Origin of the sequence: Sorangium sp. So ce321 (assembly GCF_051530195.1) — a bacterium.
Lineage (GTDB): Bacteria > Myxococcota_A > Polyangia > Polyangiales > Polyangiaceae > Sorangium.
Genome location: NZ_CP150329.1, coordinates 3,627,885 through 3,648,221 on the forward strand (window position 1 = coordinate 3,627,885; position 20,337 = coordinate 3,648,221).

The following is a 20,337-nucleotide window of genomic DNA, read 5'->3' on the forward strand; positions in this document are numbered from 1 at the left end:
CCGGCGCACGTTCAACGGAATCGATGGAGGTACCGATGGCCCAGGCAAGCAATCCGAGGTGGTGGGATGAGCACAAGACGTCCGGCTGGGAGCGCGTGAAGGAAGCGCTGCGGCGCGACTGGGAGCAGACCAAGGCGGACTTCACCAACAACAAGGGACAGGAGCTCAACCAGGACGTCGACGACACGGTGAAGCAGGCGCTCGGCAAGGAGCCGATTCCCCCGCGCCACGTGCCGAACAGCGACTGGGATGACGCCGAGCCGGGGCTGCGCTACGGCTGGGGCGCCGCGGGCCAGTACACCGAGCATCACGACTGGGACGACCGGGTCGAGAGCAAGCTCAAGGAGGAGTGGACAGACCTCAAGAGCGGGCGCACCTGGGATGAGGCCAAGGGCGCCGTGCGGCGCGGGTGGGACTCGGCGCGGCGCAAGGGGTCCTGAGCTCCGCACGGGCGACGTCGCATCCTGCCTCCGGTGAGCCGACCCAGAGAGGGGCCAGCCGGAGGCGGGGAGAACGGCAGAGAGCCCCCGAACGTCAGCTGTCGCGGCGCTGGCTCGACCTGCGCGCAGGTCGAGCCGGTCGGCTGCTCGGACGCTCTTCATCCTGCTCCGGCGGTGTCGTACCGACTGCCAGGGGCGACTCGAGCACGCGCACGACGAGGCGATGGAGGAGCTCCACGTCCGCCTGCGTGAGCGACGCAAACGACGCTCGAAGGACCTCGTCGACCACGGCAGTCCCTCTCTTCATGAGGTCTGCCCCGGTCGGGCTGAGATGGTGGCGTATCGCGCGTCCCGGGCCGACCTGTCGCTCGATCAAGCCGCGCTCGAGCAGCCGGGCCGACAGCGTGCCGAAGGCCTGATCCGTCTGGAAAGTCAGCTCAGCGAGCTGATGAGAGGACGCCCCGGGGTTGTTCGCGATATGGCGCAGCGCGTCCCACTGCACGAGCGTGATCCCGAGCGGCGCCAGGCTGGCGTCGACCGAGCGGTGGTGCCGCATCTGTAGCCGCTTGATCGCCAGGCCGAGGTCTCGAAGCTTCACCGCCATGGCCGGATGCTAACGCGCTGCATTTGTGGCGTCGACCAGGTAAACGGGCCAGGCCGACCCCGGACCCCGAGAGGGGATCGAGCCCCGGCGGGCCGAGCGATGATCTCCACCGGCAGGAAGGTTCCAAGGCGGGCGCGAGCCTGCCCGGCGTCCATATCCACCTCGGGACGTGGCGACGCGCAGGCCCGCGCGCCGGCCCACGTGCAGGCCCGCTCGCCCCAGGAGAACCGGGGGTCACGAGGCATTCTCCCCGGGGGCGCTTGACAAGTAAACATGTTTATATAGACTGGCCGTGACGTGGAGGTGTACAGCATGCGAAATCACGAAAACCAGGTGTCGCTCTTCTCCGGCACGCTGCCGGTCACGCTCGAGGATCGCGGTGAAGGCGGACCTACCTTCGTGCTGCTGCACGGCGGCGCCGGACCGAGCTCGATGGCCGAGCTGGCCGAAGGCCTGGCGAAGGATGCGCGCGTCCTCGTGCCGACGCACCCGGGCTTCGCGGGCACTGTCAGGCCAGAGCGCATCGCGCGGGTTGATGATCTCGTGCTCACGTATCTGGCCCTCCTCGACATGCTCGATGTCTCCGACGTCGTCCTCGTCGGCAACTCCTTCGGCGGCTGGCTCGCGGCGGAGATGTCGCTGCGCGGCGCGCGGCGCGTCGCCTCGGTCGCGCTGCTCAACGCGGTCGGCATCGACACCGGATCGCCGGCGCGCACCATCGTCGACCCGATGACGGTGCCGCCGAAGGACCGGCTGGCGCTCTCGTTCCACGATCCAGCGCGATTCGCTGCCCGGCTCGCGAGCCCGGAATCCGCGAAGCACATGCCGGACAACCAGCGAGCCCTCCGCGTCTACGCGGGGGAGCCGTTCATGCACGACCCGACGCTGCACGCGAGGCTCGGACAGCTCTCCGTCGCCTCGCTCGTCGTCTGGGGCGAGAGCGACCGCATCGTGGATCTCGACTACGGCCGGCGTTACGCCGCGAGCATGCCCGGCTCCGTGTTCAAGCCCGTGAGCGGGGCGGGGCACTTTCCGCAGATCGAACGCGCGGAGGAGGTCATCGATCTGTTGACCTCGTTCGCTCGAGCAGCGCCCATCACGTCCAACCCGGCGAAGCCCAGCGAGTGACGCTCTGCTGCCCCGCAGGCGCCCCCTGTCGGCCTCCAGCGTCCGCCGCGGCAGGCGACAGCCTCGCCTCGCGCCAGCGCCTGGGAGGGCAGCTCAGCGGCGAGAGAGCCCCAGTCGATCCCATGCGTCCAGACCCGGTGTGTGTGGCGTGAACCACATTGTCTCCGGGCGGCTCCGGCACCGCATCGACGAGCTCGGCGGTCGAGAGATGCTGCTGGACCCGGAGCGCCCTGGGCTCTCGCTGCATCAGGTCCACCCTTACGGTCCGGTGCGGCTCTTCGTGAAGTTTCACCGTAAGACCGGATGATCCTGATCCGCCTGAGGCGGGCGCGGCGCGCAAGGCCGCCCGCCACCGCGGGGGCGATGCCGAGTCGAAAGGGACGAGCGCTCGTGGGCTGACGTGCCGAGCAGAGGGCCCCATCGGCGGCATGGCTCGATCATCGATATGGTGTCGCTTTTCCAGGAGAGTGAACGAATCCTGGTTCTATCACCGAACCCCCGCGCGCAACGTGGCTGTATCTCGCAAGACGCTGCAGGGCAAAACAGCCTCGGGGTTAGAAAAGACTCTTGACTTTCTCCCCCTATTTGTATCAATAGTCTAATCCCACTTGGCGATCCGGAGCGTCCTCGGCCGGTCGCCAGGGTCGGTCGCAGGACGCGCCAGGGCCGACGCAGGGGGGGGAGGTACCTGCCGGATCACTTGCTTCTTGCAGCTGCGCGTCCAGGTTGCCCTTGCTTTTCCCGATGTAGGCCCCCCTCGCGCGGGGTGCCCGCATGTGAGTGTCTCTCCGACAATCCTCGTGTACGCCAGGCATATTGTCGGCACACCCCGCAGATGCAGCCGTGATCAAGAACATGGTTGCCGGGAATCTTGAACTCTAACCAATGGCTCGGTGGAGCTCGCAGGCGTCTCGCTTGTTTACTTCTTCGTCTTGAGTAGAAGCCTGCGACTCGAACGATCCTGTCATGGAGAATCTTAATGCGCGTCACTCGCCTGCTTGGCTACATTTCCGCTTCGTTCGCTTTCAGTCTGCTCGCTTGCAGCGTCATGCCCATCGAGGGTGAGGAGGTCGACCAGCTCGACTCCGCCGTGAATAGCGCGGACGGCTCGATGGCGGCGGTACTCTCACTTCAGTCGGACTGGGGGAGCGGCTACTGCGCGAGCGTGAAGGTAACGAACAACAACCGCGCACCGGCGACCACCGGCTGGAGCGTGGGCGTCGCGCTCAACGGCTCGACGAACAGCACGCCGTGGAACGTGAACGTCACGCCGGGGAGCGGGCAGTTCACTGCCACGAACGTGGGCCACAACGGAGCGGTGCCGAGAGGCGGCTCGGTGGAGTGGGGGTTCTGCGGCAGCGGCTCCGGGCGGCCTTCGATCGCCTCGGTCACCGGCACCGGAGGCACGGTCGGCACGGGCACTTCCTCCTCGTCGAGCAGCAGCTCGAGCGTCTCGTCGAGCAGCAGCTCGAGCGTCTCTTCGAGCAGCAGCAGCAGCAGCAGCAGCAGCTCGGGGGCGGGCGGCGCCGGCGGCAGCGGCGGGGCCGGTGGCAGCGGCGGGGCGGGCGGCTCCGGCGGGGCGGGCGGCGGCGGCAGCACGTGCACGGCAGCCGACCAGAGGGTCTGCGCCAATCAGAATGGCACCCACTGCGGCTACGCCTTCGAGTACTGGAAGGACTCGGGGACCGGCTGCCAGACCAACACCAATGATGGCTTCAGCGTGGAATGGAGCAACATCAACAACCTGCTGGGCCGTAAAGGTCTGCGACCCGGGTCGAAGAACCAGATCGTGACCTACAGCGCCGACTACCGGCCGAACGGCAATTCGTACCTCGGTGTCTATGGGTGGACGAGGAGCCCGCTCGTGGAGTACTACATCGTGGATAGCTGGGGCAGCTGGCGTCCGCCGGGCGGCGAGGGGCGCATGGGCACCGTTACGAGCGATGGCGGTACCTACGACATCTATCGGACCCAGCGCGTCAACCAGCCTTCCATCGATGGTAACGCGACCTTCTATCAGTACTGGAGCGTCCGTACGTCGAAGCGCACGAGCGGAACCATCACCGTCGCCAACCACTTCAATGCGTGGGCGGGCCTGGGGATGAACCTGGGGAACCTGTACGAGGTCTCGATGGTCGTGGAGGGGTACCAGAGCAGCGGCAGCGCTGACGTGAACGTGTCGATGAGATGAGCGCTCGGCCTTGAGCACCCGGTGGCGCGACGCAGGGGGGGCGGAGCGCATCGAAGAGCGCTCTGGCAGCCCAAGCGCAGGTCCCGCAGCTGGGGCTTGACGTCTCCGCAGCGTCTGGGCTCCCTTCTCCCGCACCCATCTCGGCGATCACGTTCAGGAACGCCTCCTGAGCCGGATCATCCACATCGGCCGAGCTCCCCAACAAAACGATCCCATCGGCGGGCTTCATCATCCAGATCCCCGGCCTCCGCCGGCGCCGGCTGATCCGCCCTTCGACCGCGCCGCCCGCGCACCGCTCTGCGCAGGCGGCCGGCGTGAAGGCGACCTGGGATGGCGCATCGTCCGGCCATCGGGCGAACGCGTCGCGGGGACACGCGCCCGGCCTGCCTGCTCGACCAGCTCCGCGCCGCTGGAGGCTGCAGCCTCCAGCTGGAGGAGGGTGTCGCCTCGCGCCGTGATGCGCGGAGCGCGTGGCCGCCCGAGAGCTGGGCTTTCCTCCGACATCCTCGCAGCGAGCTGCAGGTGCCTCGACCTCATGAATTTCCGCGGGTGCAGTCCGGCTGCCCCTCGCCGCAGGTGCGGGCATCGAGGCGCCGGCGTGCCGTCTCCCCGCCGGATGGCCGACCCGAAGGAGCGGCACGACGCGTGCTCTCTTTCTGTGCGTTCGCGGATACGCGCATCAGCGCGACGCAAGCCGCGAGCTACCCGGAGGCCTCACGATGACGAAGCAGGCGTTCTCTCTTCTACCTCTCATGCCGCCGCGTGCCACCTCGAGCGCCCGCGCCGGTACGGCCCCGGACGCGCTGCCGCGGCGTGGCGCCTCGGTGCTCCTCGCGACGGCGGGCGTGCTCTGGTCGGGCGCGGCGGCACAGGCGGCAGAGCCCGACTTCAACCACGATGGTTATGCCGATCTCGTCATCTCGGCGCACGCCGAGGATGTGGGTGACGCGCAGAATGCCGGCCTGGTCCACGTCATCTATGGATCGAGCGAGGGAGCTTCCGCGACCGGCGCGGCGGGCACGGGGCGCGCTGATCAGACATTCTCGATCGCGTCGCTCGGGCTCGCGGGCGTCGCGCCGGCAGCACAGGACTCCTTCGGCAAGGCGGTCGCCTGGGGCGACTTCAACGCCGACGGGTGGACCGACCTGGCGATCGGCATCCGGGCACGGGAGGTGGATGGCTCGACGTCTGCCGGAGCGGTGGCGATCATCTACGGTCTTCCGGGGCAAGCCTTCATCGCTGCGGGGCTCAAGCCGGGCGGCACGGACGGCAACGCAAAAGCACAGCTCATCACCCAGAGCTCCATCGGCGTGGCCGGGACCCCCGAGGCGGGAGACGCGTTCGGCGCCGCGCTCGCGTCGGGCGACTTCAACGGCGATGGCATCGACGACCTCGCCGTCGGCGCGCCGGGGGAAGGCTACCCCGCGCCGGGGGAAGACTACCCCACCGGCGGCGTCAACATCATCTACGGCTCGGCCACGCCGCAAGGGCTGGGGTACGGAAAGGCGGGCACCATCCGTCGCTGCCTCGCGCCCGCGGGGAGCAGCTGCCCGTCCAACAAGATCTTCTGGGCAGGCGAGACGCTCGCGGCCGCCGATTTCGACGGCGATGGCCACGACGATCTCGCGATCGGGAGCGAATGGCACTCCAGGGGCCTCGTCGCGCTGATCTACGGCACATCGTCCGGCTTCGCGGCCAGGGACCTCTACATGCTCCGGCAAGGGTACGACGGCCTGCAGGGGGAATACCACAACGAGGACAGCTTCGGCGATGCGCTCGCAGCCGGAGACTTCGACAACGACGGCTTCGCGGACCTGGCGATCGGCACGCCCCAGGACCGCGTGCCCGTGCTCGGCGGGTACGATGTATCTCAGGGATCCGTGAGCGTGGTCTATGGCACGAACAACGGGCTGTCGACCTTCGGCAACCAGCGCTTCTTCCCGTCCTTCCTGGGAAACGCAGGGAACGAGCACTTGTGGTTCGGTCAAGCGCTCGCGACCGGCAACCTCGACGGCCAGCACGGGGATGATCTCGTGATCGGCGCCCCGTCCGAGTCGGGAGCGGGGTACTCCGGGACCGGCGCGGCGTACATCCTGTACAGCATGTCCAGCGGGCTCTCCATCCTCTCTCGCCGGCACTGGACCCAGGAGAAGTCTGTAGGATTCGCCTTTTCCTCCCCGATATGCGACGAGTTCCATGGTGACGGCGACCATTTCGGCAAGGTCGTTCGCACGGGCGACTACAACAACGATGGGAAGGCGGATCTCGCGGTGTCCGCGCCTGGAAAGAGCCTGTCGGCCGGCCTTGGCCATGAAGGCATGGTCTTCGCGCTCACCAGCGGGAGCGCCTTCCTCAACGGCGACCCCCGAGACTTCTCCTCCGCGCGGTCGTTCCGTCAGGGGAGCGACGGCGTGAACAACGCGCCTCACGCGAACGACGGCTTCGGGCAGTGACGCTCGGCCATCGGCGACATGGCGGATGAGCGCCGCGCCCCGGCGCCGCCCGTCGCGAAGGCGGGCGCCGCCCGTGTCGCGAAGCCGGCGCCGGCCGTCGTGAAGCCGGGTGCCGCCCGTCGCAAGGCGGCGGCGCCGCGCAGCGGGGACTAGACGACCGGTCTAATAGCCGCTACAGTACGGTTCCGTGAACGCGACCGCCGCCGTCACCGACGTCCGCCAGCACATCCTCGAGGTGGCCAAGCCGCTGCTGCTGCGCAAGGGCTTCACCGCGGTCGGGCTGGCCGAGGTGCTGGCGGCGGCGCAGGTGCCGAAGGGCTCGTTCTATCACTACTTCGGCTCCAAGGAGGCCTTCGGCGAGGCGGTGCTCGAGGCCTACTTCGCCGACTATCTGGCGCGCATGGACGCGCTCCTGGCGCAGCCGGGCACGGCCGCGCAGCGGCTGATGGTCTACTTCCGGGACTGGATCGACTCGCAGACCGGCGACGAGGCGCAGGGCCGTTGCCTCGCGGTCAAGCTCGGCGCGGAGGTCAGCGATCTGTCCGAGAGCATGCGCGCGGCGCTGGAGCGCGGCACCCGGGGCGTGGTCGAACGCCTGGCGCGCTGCATCGAGGCGGGCAGGGCGGACGGCTCGCTGCCGGCCGCGCCGGACGCGCAGGCGGTCGCCGCCACCCTCTACCAGACCTGGCTCGGCGCGAGCCTGCTGGCCAAGATCGCCCGCCACCGCGCGCCGCTGGACACCGCCATGGCCAGCACGCGGCAGCTGCTCGGCCTGGCGCACGACGCTTGAGGCGGGAGATGCGCGCGCGCTCCCGCCTTTTCTGTTCCCCGTTTCTAGACGACCGGTCTACTCGTGAAATTGCCCGCTGCTCTGGCTGGTCCGCGCTCGCCGTTGCCGTCCGGCGCGCGGGGGCGGTCCAGCCGGAGCTCTTCCACCCACGCCACAGGAGCAAGCCATGCCGCAAAGCGAACCCGTCAACCGTCGCATCGTCCTCGCCGCGCGCCCGCGCGGTCTGCCGACACCGCAGGACTTTCGCCTCGAACACACCGCCGTGCCCACGCCGGGCGAAGGGCAGGTGTTGCTGCGCACGCTGTATCTCTCGCTCGATCCGTACATGCGCGAGGTGATGAACGAGATCGGGCCTGCTTACGCGCCGTCGGTGCGGCTGGGAGAGCCGATGGTGGGCGGCACGGTCAACCGCGTCGTCGCCTCCAGGCACCCGCAATTCCGCGCCGGCGATCTGGTGCTCGGCAGGGCGGGCTGGCAGGACTACGCGCTGTCGTACGGCCAGGATCTGGTCCCGCTCGGCGAGATGGCGCAGCCGTCGCTGGCGCTGGGCGGGCTCGGCATGCCTGCGTTCACCGCCTACGTCGGCCTGCTCGATATAGGCCGGCCCAGGCCGGGCGAGACAGTGGTCGTGGCCGCGGCGACAGGCGCTGTCGGCGCGGTGGTCGGGCAGATCGCCCGGCTCCAGGGCGCGCGCGTGGTCGGCGTCGCTGGCGGCGCCGACAAGTGCCGCTGGGCGGTCGAGGAGCTCGGCTTCGACGTCTGCCTCGACCGGCGCGATCCGCGGCTCGCGCAGCGGCTCGCCGCCGCCTGCCCGGACGGCATCGACGTCTATTTCGAGAACGTCGGCGGCGCGGTGTTCGACGCGGTGCTGCCGCTGCTCAACCTCGGCGCGCGCGTGCCGGTGTGCGGCGTGATCGCCCATTACAACGACGACGCTCCGCCGCCCGGCCCGGACCGCTTGCCGAAGACGATGTCGACGGTGCTGCAGAAGCGCATCCGCATGCAGGGCATTGTCATCCTCGACCACTACGCCGACCGCTTCGACGCCTTCCGCCGCGACATGGGCGCGTGGGTCGACGCCGGCCAGGTGAAGCTGCGCGAGGACCGGGTCGACGGGCTGGAGAGCGCGCCGGCGGCGTTCATTGGCCTGCTCGAGGGGCGCAACTTCGGCAAGCTCGTGGTGCGCGTCGCCGACGCTTGAGCCGGGCCGGCCGAGCCCTGGCGGCCGGGGGCAGCCGGAGCTCGCGACGTGCACGAAGGTCATCTCGGGCTGATCGACGCGCCCTCGTGATCACGTCGGCCGGGTCGGAGTCACCCCTTCTTCACCCCGTTCTCGACGGGCTCCGAAGGCCATGAGCGCCGCGGCCGAGCGCGTCGCCGAGCGCGTCGAGGAAGACGCGCACGCGCGGGACGGAGGCCCGGCGCGCCGGCGTGAGCGCGTGCAGCGGTGGCCCGTCGGTCGCGAACGGCGCCAGGACCTCCACGAGGAGCCCCGCCTCGAGCAGCGGCGCGGCCATGAAATCGAGGACCTGCGCCACCCCGACCGCGTGCGCTACCGCGTCGATGAGCAGATCGCTCTGGTCGAGCAGGATGCGCGAGGGCGTCGCGCCGGTGATGGCGTCATGGCCAGCGCGGAAGCTCCACTCGACGACCTTGCCGCGCAGCACGAACTTGATGCACTCGTGCCGCGCGAGGTCAGCCGGCGAGGTCGGCGCACCCCGGCTCGCGAGGTAGGCCGGGGCGGCGACGGTGATCCAGCGCGGAGTCCGCAGAGCGCGCGCGATGAGCGACGAGCCCGCGAGCGGCCCCAGGCGCAGCGCGACATCGATCTCCTCCTCCGCGAGCCGCAGGAGGCGGTTGGTGACGACGAGCCGGATCGACAGACGCGGGTAACGCGCCGACAGCCGCGCGACGACCGGGAGGACGCTGCGACCGAGCACCGGCGGCAACGTCACGCGCAGCGTGCCGTGCGGCTCCCGCTGGGCGCCGGCGACCTGCTCGCGCCCCGCCTGGAGCTGCGCCATCGCCGCGCGGCAGCGCTCGAGAAACATCGCGCCCTCCGGCGTGAGCGCGACGTGGCGCGACGTGCGCTCGAGGAGCACGACCCCGAGCTCGGCTTCCAGCTTGGCCACCGACTTGCTCACCGCGGCGGCCGTGACGCCGAGGCGCGCGGCCGCGGCGCGGAAGCCCCCCGCCTCCGCCACGCAGACGAACGGGATCACACCGGTGAAGAGGTCCACGGCGTCGAGGGTAGGTCGTTAACCTGGGGTTGACAATGCGTTGCCCGCGCGCCTCATGGTCATCTGCGCGCGCGCAGCTATCTTGTCCCCGAGGAACGGAGGACCCGCGATTCATGTGCCTCAGCAGAAAAAGAAGATCGGTTTTCGCGAGGTCGGCGTTCAAGGCCTCGTCGGTCCTGTGGATGGCGTGGCTGTCCAGCTGTACCCCCCTGACGAGCACATCACCGCGAGGAGGACTGGATTCCATGAGCACGGTCACCGTCCGCTACATGATCGACGATGTCGACGCCGCCATCGCCTTCTACACGACGTACCTCGGCTTCACGCTCGAAACCGACGCCCGACCCGCGTTCGCGTCCGTCACCCGCAGCGACCTGCGGCTCCTGCTCAGCGGGAAGGCCAGCTCCGGCGCGCGGCCCATGCCCGACGGGCGCCAGCCTGTCCCCGGCGGCTGGAACCGCATCCAGCTGCCAGTGGCGGATCTCAGCGCCGAGGTAGCCCGGCTCCGCGCGGCCGGACTACGGTTCCGCAACGACATCGTGAGGGGAGTCGGCGGCTCCCAGATCCTGCTCGATGACCCCTCCGGCAACCCCGTCGAGCTCTGGCAGCCCGCGCAGTGAGGGCTGCTCCGCCAGGCACGTCGCCTGGCGGCGGTCGGGTCATGTCCTGCGGCTCCGCCGGCGTCATCTCCACATGAGGCAATGACGACGCCACCCTGTGAAGCTGCCCTCGCGCGCCAGGTGAGCAGCGGCCTCCGCCGCCGGGAGGCGCCGTCACGCGGCCGGGCGCGCGCGGGTGGACCGAGCGCGGCACCTCCACTATGCTGCGCAGGCGCTCGTGGTCGCGCCAGGCACGGCCATCGCAGCGGCAGCTCGTCGCCGCGCCGAGCGCGGCGCTGCCGGCGCCGGATGCGAACAAGGGCGTCCGCCAGCGCAGCAGGAGGAGACGACATGTTGAAGGTGCTGGCCTTTCTCACCAAGAGGGAAGGCATCGACACACAAGCTTTCATCGATCACTACGAGAAGCACCACGTGCCGTTCATCTGCGGCCTGGCGCCCACTCCCATCGTTTACAAGCGCAACTACCTCGTGCGGGGCGACGAGCTCAACCAGGAAGACGCCGCGATCGACTTCGACGTCGTGACAGAGCTGGTCTTCCCCGATCGGGCCGCCTATCTCGCCTGGGCGGCCCTGATCTTCGCACCAGGCTCCGGCGAGCTGGTCGTCGCGGACGAGCTGAAGTTTCTCGAACGGTCGCGGACCAGGGCCTATGTCGTCGAGGAGCGCGTGACGTCCGGATGCTGAGACATCCCCTCGAATCCTTCGGAAAATTCACAGGGAGGCGGGGAGACGGAGAGTGAAATCTTACACCTCGAACGCGAGATCGTTGCCGCGGTCGCTCGGCGATGAGGGCTGAATTGTCCAATGCCAATGAATCGACCGAGATCCCGGCTGCTCGTCGAGGAACCTGGGTGACCGGAGGACAGCGCGCCGGTAAGCTACCTTCCTGAACATCTCCTCGTTTCGGCCCTGTCCGAGGCGGCGAGATCGAAAGGAGCTCACCATGACGAGGATGATTCGACGAGCCTTTGCCTCCGTGCTCCTGCTTTCCGGAGTGGGCCTCTGGGTATGCGCCGCCGGCGCCCCCGCGGCGGCGGCCACGGAGACCCCCGCGGCGGCGGCCACGGAGGCGGAGCCCGCGGCATGCTGGGAGTGCGTCAAGAACAGCGACTGCGACGCAAAATGCGACGGCCCCGGCAGCGGCGTCTGTCGGTGGGCCGGCTGTACCACCTGCCTCTGCACGCGGTAGCCGGGCGCCGGCTCCCCGCCGCGATTCGAGATCTGCGCTTCGAGCGGCGGCGCCGGCCACGGGCCGGGGCAGCGGGTCATCCGCCGATCAGGTGCCGCGCGTAGCCGTACACATAGACCGTGATGAGCAGGGCGGCGGCGACGTCGAGGACGAAGCCCGTCTTGATCATGACCGGGAGCCGCACGTAGCCGCTGCCGAACACGATGGCGTTCGGCGGCGTGCCGGCGGGCAGCATGAAGTCGCAGGACGCGGCGATCGTGGCCGCGAACAGCACGCCGAGGTCCTGAGGGAGCACGTTGAGGGCGACGTTCACGGTCGCTGTGTTGGAGGCCAGCGCCGACAGCGCGACCGTCGCCACGCTGGCGAGCCCGATCTGGGCGAGCAGCGGGGCCTCCGCGACGACCGCGAGCTTCGCGGCCATCCACGCGGAGAGCCCGCCCGCCTCGATGCCGGCCGCCATCGTGAAGCTGCCGCCGAGCAGGACGAGCGTGCCCCAGGGCATCCGCCGCAGCGAGGCGAGCGAGAGCGCGCGCAGGGCGAGCAGGCTCAACGCCGCCAGGACCGCCACGGCCGCCTCGTAGTGCTTGCCCTGCACCTTGTAGGCCGCGGAGCCCGACCCCAGCGCGGCGTCGAGGCCCCGGAGCGCGGCCTGGAGCTGCGGCGCGATCGCGGCGCGCAGCGGGTCGCCGAGGATCCAGAGCATGCTGGCCAGGGCGAAGACGGCGGCGACCGTCTTCTCGCCGCGGCTCATCGGGCCCATCGCCGCGAGCTCGCGGTCGAGCACGTCGCGCGCGTGGCCGGCGCTGAGCCCGTCCCGCTTGCCCACGCGCCAGAGCGCGAGCCAGAGCAGCGGGACGAACAGGACCACGAACGGCGAGGCGAGCGCCATGTACCGCAGAAAGCTGATGTCGTGGTGGAGCTTGTCCGCGAGAAAGCCGCAGAAGATGGAGTTCACGCCGGTGCCGATCTTGGTGCCGATGCCCCCGACGTTGGAGGCGTAGGCCACCCCCAGCATGATCGCCGTCCCGAAGTGCGAGAGCCGGCGCCCTCCAGCCGCCGCCTCCAGCTGCGCGAGCAGGGCGAGCCCGATCGGGAGCATCATGACGGCGGTCGCGGTGTTGGAAATCCAGAGCGAGATCGAGGCGGTCGCGACCAGCATGCCGAGCAGGAGCCGCTTCGGATCGGCGCCGATGGCCCGCATGATGTGGAGCGCCACCCGCCGGTGCAGGTTCCACTGCTCCATGGCGGCGCCGATCGCCATCCCGCCGAGGAACAGGAAGATGTAGGCGTCGAAGAACGGCGCGACCGCGCGGGCCGCGTCGCCCGCGAGCCCGCGGCCGAAGACGCCGAGCAGCGGAAAGAGCACGAGCGGCAGGCACGCGGTGTACGCGATGGGGAGCACCTCGAAGAGCCACCACAGCGCCATCCACGCCGCGACGGCGGCCGCGTACGCGGGGCGGTGGCCATGGCCGGGGACGGCGTGGAGCCCGCTCGGGATGAGCGCGATCGCGAGGGCTGCGGCCGGACCCGACGCGATGCCGAGCCAGCGCAGCGGGCTCACCCGCCGAGCGGGCGCGCGGCCGCGGCGCGGCGCTCCCGGGGGCGTGGCGGAAAGCTCTGGCTGGCCCTGCACGGGGCGACTCTATCGCACCGGCGCGTCCCCTCGAAGGAGCTCGCCGTACCAGCGCGCGTAGCCCGTCGACGCGACCAGGCGACGGTTCTCGTCGGGCGCTCCGTCGCTCCACCACGGTAGACCCCGTTCGCCCAGGGCGATCTTCGCCTCGTTCACGCGGCAGCGGGCCGCCCGCAGCGCCCGCTCGTCGCCCGCGCGCAGCGCGCGTCCGACCTCGCGCCGGGCCGCCATGAGCTCGGCGACGAGGCGCTTCCGCGTGTCCTCCGGCAGCGAGGGGTTGGCCCGGCGCCACAGGCGCCCGCGCACGATCAGGTAGCGGCCATCGGGCGTCACGAGCGGCCCCGGCGCGGCGGCCACGGAGCGCTTCGCATCGGTCGCTGGTCGCTTCGGGGCGGCCGCGGGGCGCTTCGCAGCAGATGCCGGATGTTGCGGGGCGGCCGCGGGGCGCTTCGCAGCAGATGCCGGGCGTTGCGGGGCGGCCGCGGGGCGCTTCGCACCGGTCGCCGGGCGTTGCGGGGCGACCGCGGGGCGCTTCGCACCGGCGGCCGGCCGCTGCGGGGCGATCGCGGGGCGCTTCGCGTCGGTCGCGGATCGCGGCGCGGCGGTCGCGGATCGCGGCGCGGCGGTCGCGCGGGGGCTCATGCGCTGCGCTCAGGCAAATGTCGGGCACACCGCAGGCGCGGCCTGGCACAGCCTTCGCCTGTGGTCGGCCACCTGATGGGTGCACAAGGAGAACGGGCGATGAAGGTTCTGGTGACCGGCGGCACGGGGGTGGTGGGCCCGGAGGTGGTGCGGCGGCTCCTGAGGAGAGGGCACAGCGTCCGGCTCCTGTCGCGCCACGCGAGCGACGATCGCAAGGCGTTCGAGGGCGACGTCGAGGCCTTCGACGGCAACATCGGCGACGCCGCCTCGGTGCATGGCGCCGCCGAGGGGTGCGACGCTGTCATTCACCTGGCGGCCGTGGTCGCCGAGCGGCCGCCGGAGGTCACGTTCGAGCGCGTCAACGTCGAGGGCACACGCAACATCGTCGCCGAGGCCGAGCGGGCGCGCGTGCTGCGCTTCGTCTACGTCTCGTCGCTCGGCGCCGACAGCGGCGAGTCGGACTACCACCGCTCGAAGAAGAAGGGCGAGGACATCGCCCGCACCTTCTCGCGCGAGTGGATCATCCTCCGCCCCGGCAACGTCTTCGGCCCTGGCGACGAGCAGGTCTCGCTCCTGCTCAAGATGGTGCGCACGCTGCCGGTCGTGCCCCTCGTCGGCAATGGCGACCATCCGTTCCAGCCGGTCTGGTGCGAGGACTGCGGCGAGGCGCTCGCCATCGCGGCCGAGCGCGCCGACCTCGCGGGGCGAGAGCTCGACCTGGCCGGCCCCGAGGTGACCTCGATGAACAAGCTGCTCGACCGCTTCGAGGCGATGACCGACAGGCACCCGACCCGGGTCCCGCTGCCGGCGTGGATCGAGTCGACCGGCGCGAAGCTCGCGGCGAAGTTCGGCATCGAGACGCCTGTCGGCGCCGACCAGATCACGATGGTCATCGAGGGCAACGTCATCCCCGAGGGGCGCGAGAACGCCCTCGACGTGCTCGGCGTCAAGCCGATGCCCCTCGACGAGAGCCTGGGCAAGCTCGGCGACTCGCTGCCCGAGCGGCTGCCTTCCGAGGGCATCGGCCCGATGCACCGCAAGCTCTACCGCGCCGTGATCCGCGGCTCGCGCCTCGACGCCGAGGGGCTCATCGCGCTGCTGCGCGACAAATTCCCGGAGCTCGCTCCCCGCGAGACCGTTGTCGTCGGCGCCGAGCCCGAGAGCCCGACGCGCATCGAGCCGGGCGCGACCCTCACGATGGCCCTGCCGCTGCGCGGGCACGTCCAGGTGCGCGTCGAGGAGGTCTCGCCCCGCGCGATCACCCTCGCCACGCTCGAGGGCCACCCGCTCGCCGGGGCGGTGCGCTTCGTGGCCGAGCCCGCTGGCGACGGGGCGGTCCGCTTCGAGGTGCAGACATGGAACCGCGCCTCGACCCTCGCCGACCTCCTGGTCATGGAGACCGTGGGCGGAGCGATCCAGACGTACACGTGGACCTCGCTGGTCGAGACGATCATCGAGCGCAGCGGCGGCCGCGCCGAGAAGGGCGTCGAGGTGACGCGCGACGACCCGGACGAGCGCGAGGCCAACACCTTCGAGCGCTGGCTGGAGGACCTCATCCTCCGCCGCGTGCGGCGCGACGACGCCCCGGCCCCCGCGATGGCCGCCGGCTGAGGTCACGCGCGCCGCCGCCCGGCCCGGGTGCCTGGGCGCGGCGCGAGCTCGGCCCCCGCGACGCTCGCGAGGGACGTGTCGCTTCGTGCCTCGATCGCGGCGCGGATCGGGGCAACCCGCCACGCCGCGGCTCGCGCTTGTGAATGGCAGGGACGTAGGCTTGCAGTGAACGCTCGCCCGCCCCTGCCTCGCTGGGCCGACCGCCGGTGCGAAGCCGCTGATGGCAGCGCTCCGGCCGCACGGCGGCACGCCGCATCACCGCACGGTGATGTTGGGCCTGGGGGGCTCCCTCATGCCGTCGCCGATGTGGAAGCTGGTGTGCGGCGGCTGGTTGTAGGTCGCGTTTTGCGCCGACACGTTGGCGCGGTACTGCGGATCGTGCATCAGCGTGTAGATGCGGCGTCGGGTGAGCTGATCGGTGGTGTAGATGCGCAGGCTGTCGCCACACAGGAACACGACCTCCTCGCGCCAGTCACCGAACAGGTCCGCGCTGAGGGTCGGCACCGATTTGCTGCCGTTGATCGAGGTGCAGCCGTTCGCGGTGAAGCCCCGACCTTCGCCGTCGAAGTTCGTGACGGTGTTGCCGTCGAGCAGCTCGCGACTCTCGTCGCCGTCCCACCAGATCAGGAAGTTCACCTGGCGTGGACGGGAGCCGATGTTGCGACCATTGGCCGCGTTGAACAGGCCGGCGGTGTTGGTCCAGGCCTCACCTCCGGGGTTGTCGGGAGAGATGTCGTCGGCAGCGCCGCGCCCCGGTCCCTCGCCGTCGCTGTTGGGGCCGCGCCACAGGATCTCGCAGGTCTCCGCATCTCGAAGGAAGTACGAGGGCACGCCGTCGGCTTCGGTCGGCTGAAACACCTCGAGCCCGGGGCGTGAGGGGACCAGGTCGGCGACGTGAATCGCGTCGCCGTGTCCGTAGAAGCTGACGGCGCACTTGCCCCTGCCATCGGGGCCGATCGTCGCCGCGCCCGGGATGATCTCCTGCCTCAGGTCGCCGTCAGTATCCGCCGCCATGACGCTGTGGACGCCCTTGCCGGCGTAGGCACCGTTGCCGTCCGCGGACGAATCGAACCTCCACAACAGGCTCAGCCTGCCGTCGCGGTAGTTGTACGCTCCGAACGTCATGCGGGCGTAGTAGCCACGCTGCATGACGACGCTCGGTTTGCCCGAGTCATCGAGGAACGCCAGCGTGGCGTTGTAGCGATCCGAGCGGTTGCCGTTGTTGTCGCCGAAGCTGCCGCTCGTGATGGGGGCGTGGTACTCGATGGTGGCGAGCTCGGAGCCGTCGACGCCGCTGAAGACCGTGAGGTATTCCGGCCCGCTCAAGATCTTGCCCGCCCTGTTGCGATAGTCTCGCGCGTCGTCATCGTCGGCGGCGGGACCGGTGTGCAGGAACGCTCCCTTCCCATCGCGCGTGCCGGGCGCGGTCTTGACGGCGATCTCCGCGCGACCATCGCCATCCAGGTCGTACACGACGAAGGGCGTCGTGTGCTCGCTCTCGCGGATGTTGATGCCGAGGTCGATGCGCCACAAGAAGGTGCCGTCGGTGTCGTAGGCCGCGAGCTTGGGCTGGCCGGTGCGGCCGTCCTGCGACGGATCGCGCGGGCTGTTCTGCTCCTTGACCACGAGCTCGTAGTCGCCGTCGCCGTCGAGATCGCCCGGAGAGGCGTCACCGGCTTCGTAATCGTCGGGCGTTTCGAGCGGGATGGTCAGGTAGTTTCGCTCCCACGTGGGTGTGCCCGAGTCCCCGTCACGCGTGTTGGCCGAGTCGCCCTGCTCGGCGCCGTCGATCACGGCGCGGACGGTGTACTTCGCGCCTCCCGGGGCCCCCGAGTCGACGTAGTTGGTCGAGTCGGTGATGGGAGCGCCGTTCACCTTGGTGCCGTCGCGGTAGACGTTGAACCCGATCGCGGGATCCTCGTAGCCCATCAATCGCCAGCTGATGAAGTTGCCGTCGCCCGAGCGCACGGCCACCACGCCGCGGCACAGGTTCTCCAGCGTGACGTGGCCAGCCGCGGCGGCCGGCGTCACTCCGCAGATCGACTCGCCTGGATTGTCGGTGCCGCCTGTGCCGGGGTCTCCGCCGCCCGAAGAGCCGCTAGAAGTCTGCCCCGAAGCGCCGCTGGAAGTCTGCCCCGAAGAGCCGCTGGAAGTCTGCCCCGAAGAGCCGCTGGAAGTCTGCCCCGAAGCGCCGCTGGAAGTCTGCCCCGAAGAGCCGCTGGAGGTCTGCCCCGAAGCGCCGTTGGACGTCTGCCCTGACGCGTCGCCTGCATTCGGAGCGCCACCGGAACCGTCATCGCCCGACTCGGACCCGTTACACGCACTCAGGGCTCCCGCCACGACCAGAGCCATGGTCCCGTACGCAATGTCTCTCATTGTAGTGCTCGCCTTTCAAGCCAATCGAGGAAAAGCCGAACGCCGACGCCGACGCTGCCGGAGCGTGGCGCGCATGAGCTGGTCGCGGATCACCCCGCGACCGAGGGCGCTGAGCCGCCGCTACGGAACGTCCGAGATCACCGTTTCCAGAGCTCGACGGGTATGTGGGATGAGGTGCTGGCTTTCGGTCACCACTCTGAGGCGTCCACTCGCCTTTTTTTCAAGGCGCGCTCCGGAGGAGCCGCAGGGGTGGAATTTTATGGTCGGGTGAAACGGTCCAGAGCACCGATCCGTGCCGGCCGAGCCCGCCGCTCGCGTCGACGCGCTGCCGGAGCCTTGCCGCTCGCCAGCGCCCGGCCTCGACGCGATGGAGCTGCTGCCGCGGGCCGTGGGTCGCGGCGTCGCTGTAGAGGTCGGTCACGAGCGCGGCCGGCGGCGATGTTGCTCTGGAAGGCCCAATCTCGCTCGCGGCGGGCAAAGCCGTCGATGCGACTGGCCCGCCGGGCCTCGAAGCCGAGCCTCTCCGGGAGCCCCCGCGCGCCGTTCGCAAGGGCCTGGATCGCCGACGCGATGCTCTGGCCGCCGAACGTCGTGCACCGTCGCTTATCGCGCGCTTCCGCGGGGAATGCCGAGGCGGTCTTCGTAGGCGTTCAGGACTTTCACGAACGCGGGCCGCTCTTCGCAGCGACGGCGGTGGTCCTCGACGTTCGGATACCTGGCGAGGATCTCCGTCTTGCGAAGCTCGCGCAGCACGCACGTGAGAATAATGTCGGCAACCGTGAAGTCAGCCCCCGTGATGAACGGCTGAGCCGCCAGCATCTTGTCGATCGTCGGCAAGAAGCGATCGAGTATCTCGACATGCCAAGGGCGCAAGGCCTGCAAGTGGGGATTTGATTCGCCTTGGAGATCGGCAAATAGAATCGGCAGCGAAAACGGCTCGATGTTGTTCAATGACGTGATCGTCCAGCGATAGACCTGCGCGCGCCCCTTCAGATCAGAAGGAATCAACTTCCCGGATTTCTCCGCGAGATAAAGCAGGATCGCGCCCGACTCCGTCAGGATATACCCGTCATCGTCGATCGTCGGAACTTGTTTGAATGGCGATACCATTCCGAACTCGACTTCATCCTGAAGACCGTTCGGTCCGCAATCGAGCCCGACGGTCTCGTAGGCGATTCCGCACTCTTCCAGCGCCCACATCGCACGAAGGTCGCGCGTGTAACCCCAGAGAAACGGCGGCAATGATTTGAAAACGTATACTTTCATGAAGCTGACCTCATTCCATGATCGAGTGAATGCGCTCGTTCAGCAATAGCACGGGGTGAGATGAAGTTGGATACCTTCATGGCCTGCCGCCGAGGGCCGGAGGATAGTCCGCGCAAAGCCACTTGGATTTTGTCAAGAGTTATACGCCAACGACAGCCAGTTGACTCGCCGCGCCTGATGCCGGCCACCGCCTGGCCGCACCGGATGCCCTGCCAGGCATGTGGACGCTCGTGGCGCGTGGATCGCGGCGTTCTGGAGGGCGCGGTCCTTGAGACAGGTGGCTAACTCGCCATTGCTGACCGACGGTCCGCGCAGCTCCGCTCGGCGGCGCGGCCCGCGGCAGAACGGCAGTCGTTGGGCCGGCAGAGCGGGGGGACGCATGCACGATCCCGACACAGGCGGCAGCGCATCGAAGGGCCCGGCAACGGGGCGGCGAGCGAAGGAGATTCGCTCGGCGCTCTGCCGCCGGGCCAGGCGCCGACCCCGATCGGTGATGCCGCGGGCCTTCACCGCGGGCGAGGCGGCGGCGGAGGGCGCTCCGTCGGGCCACGCCGGGGCCGCCCTCGGCGGCGAGACAGGCGGAAGCTTTGGAAATCGCTACTGTTTTCGGCGGTCGCTCATGTCCGAGCGGTTTCTCTGGCGGGATTTCTTGCGCGCGATACTAATGCACGGCGTCCCGCCCGCACGTCATGCGCGGCGCGCGCAGGGCAGAGCGAGCCTCCGTGTCAAACCCCCTCGTCGTCAACGATGCGCTGACCGTCCCCGCCGCCCTCCTCAGCTGGAGCGCTGTCCGCGCGTCGGGCCCCGGCGGCCAGAACGTCAACAAGGTCGCCTCGAAGGTCGAGCTGCGCTTCGACTTTGCCCCGTGGCCCGAGCTCGATGAAGGCGCCAAGGCGAGGCTGCGCGAGCTCGGCCGCGGACGGCTCGACGCCGAGGGACGGCTGTTGATTGTAAGTCAGCTCACGCGCGACCAGCAGCGCAACCTCGACGATGCGCGGGAGAAGCTGCGCGCGCTGCTGCTGCGGGCGCTCGAGCCGCCGGTGCTGCGGCGGGCGACGCGGCCGACGCGCGCCTCGAAGGCGAGGCGGCTCGACGACAAGCGGCGCACGGGCGAGAAGAAGCAGGTGCGCCGCGGCGGGGGCGCCGACTGACGC

Annotated in this window: 18 protein-coding genes; 12 read left to right on the forward strand and 6 right to left on the reverse strand. The window is 69.8% G+C overall.

Annotated features, from left to right (window positions below; translation table 11 throughout):
• The first annotated feature begins 35 nt into the window (after positions 1-35).
• On the forward strand, positions 36-440 hold the full coding sequence (locus WME89_RS14040; RefSeq protein ID WP_437625689.1) for a hypothetical protein: 405 nt from the start codon (positions 36-38) through the stop codon (positions 438-440).
• 94 nt (positions 441-534) lie between these two features.
• Here WME89_RS14040 and WME89_RS14045 read toward each other — a convergent pair whose 3' ends face one another.
• Entirely contained in the window at positions 535-1,044 is a 510-nt protein-coding gene (locus tag WME89_RS14045; RefSeq protein ID WP_438009686.1) for a MarR family winged helix-turn-helix transcriptional regulator, read from the reverse strand.
• Positions 1,045-1,356: 312 nt separating this feature from the next.
• On the opposite strand from WME89_RS14045, the gene WME89_RS14050 reads away from it, so the two are divergent.
• From WME89_RS14050 to WME89_RS14075, 6 genes are all read left to right on the forward strand, one after another.
• On the forward strand, positions 1,357-2,172 hold the full coding sequence (locus WME89_RS14050; RefSeq protein WP_438009687.1) for an alpha/beta fold hydrolase: 816 nt from the start codon (positions 1,357-1,359) through the stop codon (positions 2,170-2,172).
• A gap of 148 nt (positions 2,173-2,320) precedes the next feature.
• Positions 2,321-2,479, forward strand: coding sequence for a hypothetical protein (locus WME89_RS14055; RefSeq protein WP_437666910.1), 159 nt, complete (start codon positions 2,321-2,323; stop codon positions 2,477-2,479).
• Between the two features lie 741 nt (positions 2,480-3,220).
• Positions 3,221-4,363: a glycoside hydrolase family 11 protein gene (locus WME89_RS14060; RefSeq protein WP_438009688.1), complete on the forward strand. Its 1,143-nt coding sequence runs from the start codon at positions 3,221-3,223 to the stop codon at positions 4,361-4,363.
• A gap of 719 nt (positions 4,364-5,082) precedes the next feature.
• Positions 5,083-6,816 (forward strand): hypothetical protein, encoded by a 1,734-nt coding sequence (locus WME89_RS14065; RefSeq protein WP_438009689.1) that lies wholly within the window; start codon positions 5,083-5,085, stop codon positions 6,814-6,816.
• A gap of 187 nt (positions 6,817-7,003) precedes the next feature.
• Positions 7,004-7,606 (forward strand): TetR/AcrR family transcriptional regulator, encoded by a 603-nt coding sequence (locus WME89_RS14070; protein WP_438009690.1) that lies wholly within the window; start codon positions 7,004-7,006, stop codon positions 7,604-7,606.
• 166 nt (positions 7,607-7,772) lie between these two features.
• Complete coding sequence (locus WME89_RS14075; protein WP_438009691.1) at positions 7,773-8,807, forward strand: NADP-dependent oxidoreductase; 1,035 nt, start codon at positions 7,773-7,775, stop codon at positions 8,805-8,807.
• Positions 8,808-8,928: 121 nt separating this feature from the next.
• On the opposite strand, the gene WME89_RS14080 is transcribed toward WME89_RS14075, so the two are convergent.
• A complete protein-coding gene (locus WME89_RS14080; RefSeq protein ID WP_438009692.1) occupies positions 8,929-9,846 on the reverse strand; it encodes a LysR substrate-binding domain-containing protein in 918 nt (305 codons plus the stop codon).
• A 245-nt stretch (positions 9,847-10,091) separates the two neighbouring features.
• Between WME89_RS14080 and WME89_RS14085 the strand changes: the two genes are divergently transcribed.
• The 3 genes from WME89_RS14085 to WME89_RS14095 all read left to right on the forward strand — a co-directional run bounded on the left by WME89_RS14085 (position 10,092) and on the right by WME89_RS14095 (position 11,655).
• Positions 10,092-10,466, forward strand: coding sequence for a VOC family protein (locus WME89_RS14085; RefSeq protein WP_438009693.1), 375 nt, complete (start codon positions 10,092-10,094; stop codon positions 10,464-10,466).
• Positions 10,467-10,796: 330 nt separating this feature from the next.
• Positions 10,797-11,150 carry an EthD domain-containing protein gene (locus WME89_RS14090; protein WP_438009694.1) on the forward strand — a complete coding sequence of 118 codons (354 nt, stop codon included), beginning with the start codon at positions 10,797-10,799 and terminating at the stop codon, positions 11,148-11,150.
• Between the two features lie 259 nt (positions 11,151-11,409).
• The gene (locus WME89_RS14095; RefSeq protein ID WP_436616944.1) at positions 11,410-11,655 is read left to right on the forward strand and encodes a hypothetical protein; all 246 of its coding nucleotides are present in this window, start codon (positions 11,410-11,412) and stop codon (positions 11,653-11,655) included.
• Between the two features lie 76 nt (positions 11,656-11,731).
• Here WME89_RS14095 and WME89_RS14100 read toward each other — a convergent pair whose 3' ends face one another.
• Together WME89_RS14100 and WME89_RS14105 are read right to left on the reverse strand one after the other, a co-directional pair.
• A complete protein-coding gene (locus WME89_RS14100; RefSeq protein WP_438009695.1) occupies positions 11,732-13,216 on the reverse strand; it encodes an SLC13 family permease in 1,485 nt (494 codons plus the stop codon).
• Positions 13,217-13,297: 81 nt separating this feature from the next.
• On the reverse strand, positions 13,298-13,645 hold the full coding sequence (locus tag WME89_RS14105) for a hypothetical protein (RefSeq protein WP_438009696.1): 348 nt from the start codon (positions 13,643-13,645) through the stop codon (positions 13,298-13,300).
• A 384-nt stretch (positions 13,646-14,029) separates the two neighbouring features.
• Here WME89_RS14105 and WME89_RS14110 point away from each other — a divergent pair, with 384 nt between their 5' ends.
• Positions 14,030-15,541, forward strand: coding sequence for a DUF1990 family protein (locus tag WME89_RS14110; RefSeq protein ID WP_438009697.1), 1,512 nt, complete (start codon positions 14,030-14,032; stop codon positions 15,539-15,541).
• Between the two features lie 255 nt (positions 15,542-15,796).
• On the opposite strand, the gene WME89_RS14115 is transcribed toward WME89_RS14110, so the two are convergent.
• Both WME89_RS14115 and WME89_RS14120 read right to left on the reverse strand, forming a co-directional pair.
• On the reverse strand, positions 15,797-17,893 hold the full coding sequence (locus WME89_RS14115; protein WP_438009698.1) for a rhamnogalacturonan lyase: 2,097 nt from the start codon (positions 17,891-17,893) through the stop codon (positions 15,797-15,799).
• 627 nt (positions 17,894-18,520) lie between these two features.
• Entirely contained in the window at positions 18,521-19,183 is a 663-nt protein-coding gene (locus tag WME89_RS14120; RefSeq protein WP_438009699.1) for a glutathione S-transferase family protein, read from the reverse strand.
• Positions 19,184-19,905: 722 nt separating this feature from the next.
• On the opposite strand from WME89_RS14120, the gene arfB reads away from it, so the two are divergent.
• Positions 19,906-20,334: an alternative ribosome rescue aminoacyl-tRNA hydrolase ArfB gene (arfB, locus tag WME89_RS14125; RefSeq protein ID WP_438009700.1), complete on the forward strand. Its 429-nt coding sequence runs from the start codon at positions 19,906-19,908 to the stop codon at positions 20,332-20,334.
• Positions 20,335-20,337: the final 3 nt, after the last annotated feature.

What these genes read in the sequence shown, in the direction of transcription:
- WME89_RS14040 (WP_437625689.1), top strand. Translation starts at nt 36, where the DNA reads ATGGCCCAGGCAAGCAATCCGAGGTGGTGGGATGAGCACAAGACGTCC.
- WME89_RS14045 (WP_438009686.1), bottom strand. Translation starts at nt 1,044, where the DNA reads ATGGCGGTGAAGCTTCGAGACCTCGGCCTGGCGATCAAGCGGCTACAG.
- WME89_RS14050 (WP_438009687.1), top strand. Translation starts at nt 1,357, where the DNA reads ATGCGAAATCACGAAAACCAGGTGTCGCTCTTCTCCGGCACGCTGCCG.
- WME89_RS14060 (WP_438009688.1), top strand. Translation starts at nt 3,221, where the DNA reads ATGCCCATCGAGGGTGAGGAGGTCGACCAGCTCGACTCCGCCGTGAAT.
- WME89_RS14065 (WP_438009689.1), top strand. Translation starts at nt 5,083, where the DNA reads ATGACGAAGCAGGCGTTCTCTCTTCTACCTCTCATGCCGCCGCGTGCC.
- WME89_RS14075 (WP_438009691.1), top strand. Translation starts at nt 7,773, where the DNA reads ATGCCGCAAAGCGAACCCGTCAACCGTCGCATCGTCCTCGCCGCGCGC.
- WME89_RS14085 (WP_438009693.1), top strand. Translation starts at nt 10,092, where the DNA reads ATGAGCACGGTCACCGTCCGCTACATGATCGACGATGTCGACGCCGCC.
- WME89_RS14090 (WP_438009694.1), top strand. Translation starts at nt 10,797, where the DNA reads ATGTTGAAGGTGCTGGCCTTTCTCACCAAGAGGGAAGGCATCGACACA.
- WME89_RS14095 (WP_436616944.1), top strand. Translation starts at nt 11,410, where the DNA reads ATGACGAGGATGATTCGACGAGCCTTTGCCTCCGTGCTCCTGCTTTCC.
- WME89_RS14110 (WP_438009697.1), top strand. Translation starts at nt 14,030, where the DNA reads ATGAAGGTTCTGGTGACCGGCGGCACGGGGGTGGTGGGCCCGGAGGTG.
- WME89_RS14115 (WP_438009698.1), bottom strand. Translation starts at nt 17,893, where the DNA reads ATGGCTCTGGTCGTGGCGGGAGCCCTGAGTGCGTGTAACGGGTCCGAG.
- WME89_RS14120 (WP_438009699.1), bottom strand. Translation starts at nt 19,183, where the DNA reads ATGAAAGTATACGTTTTCAAATCATTGCCGCCGTTTCTCTGGGGTTAC.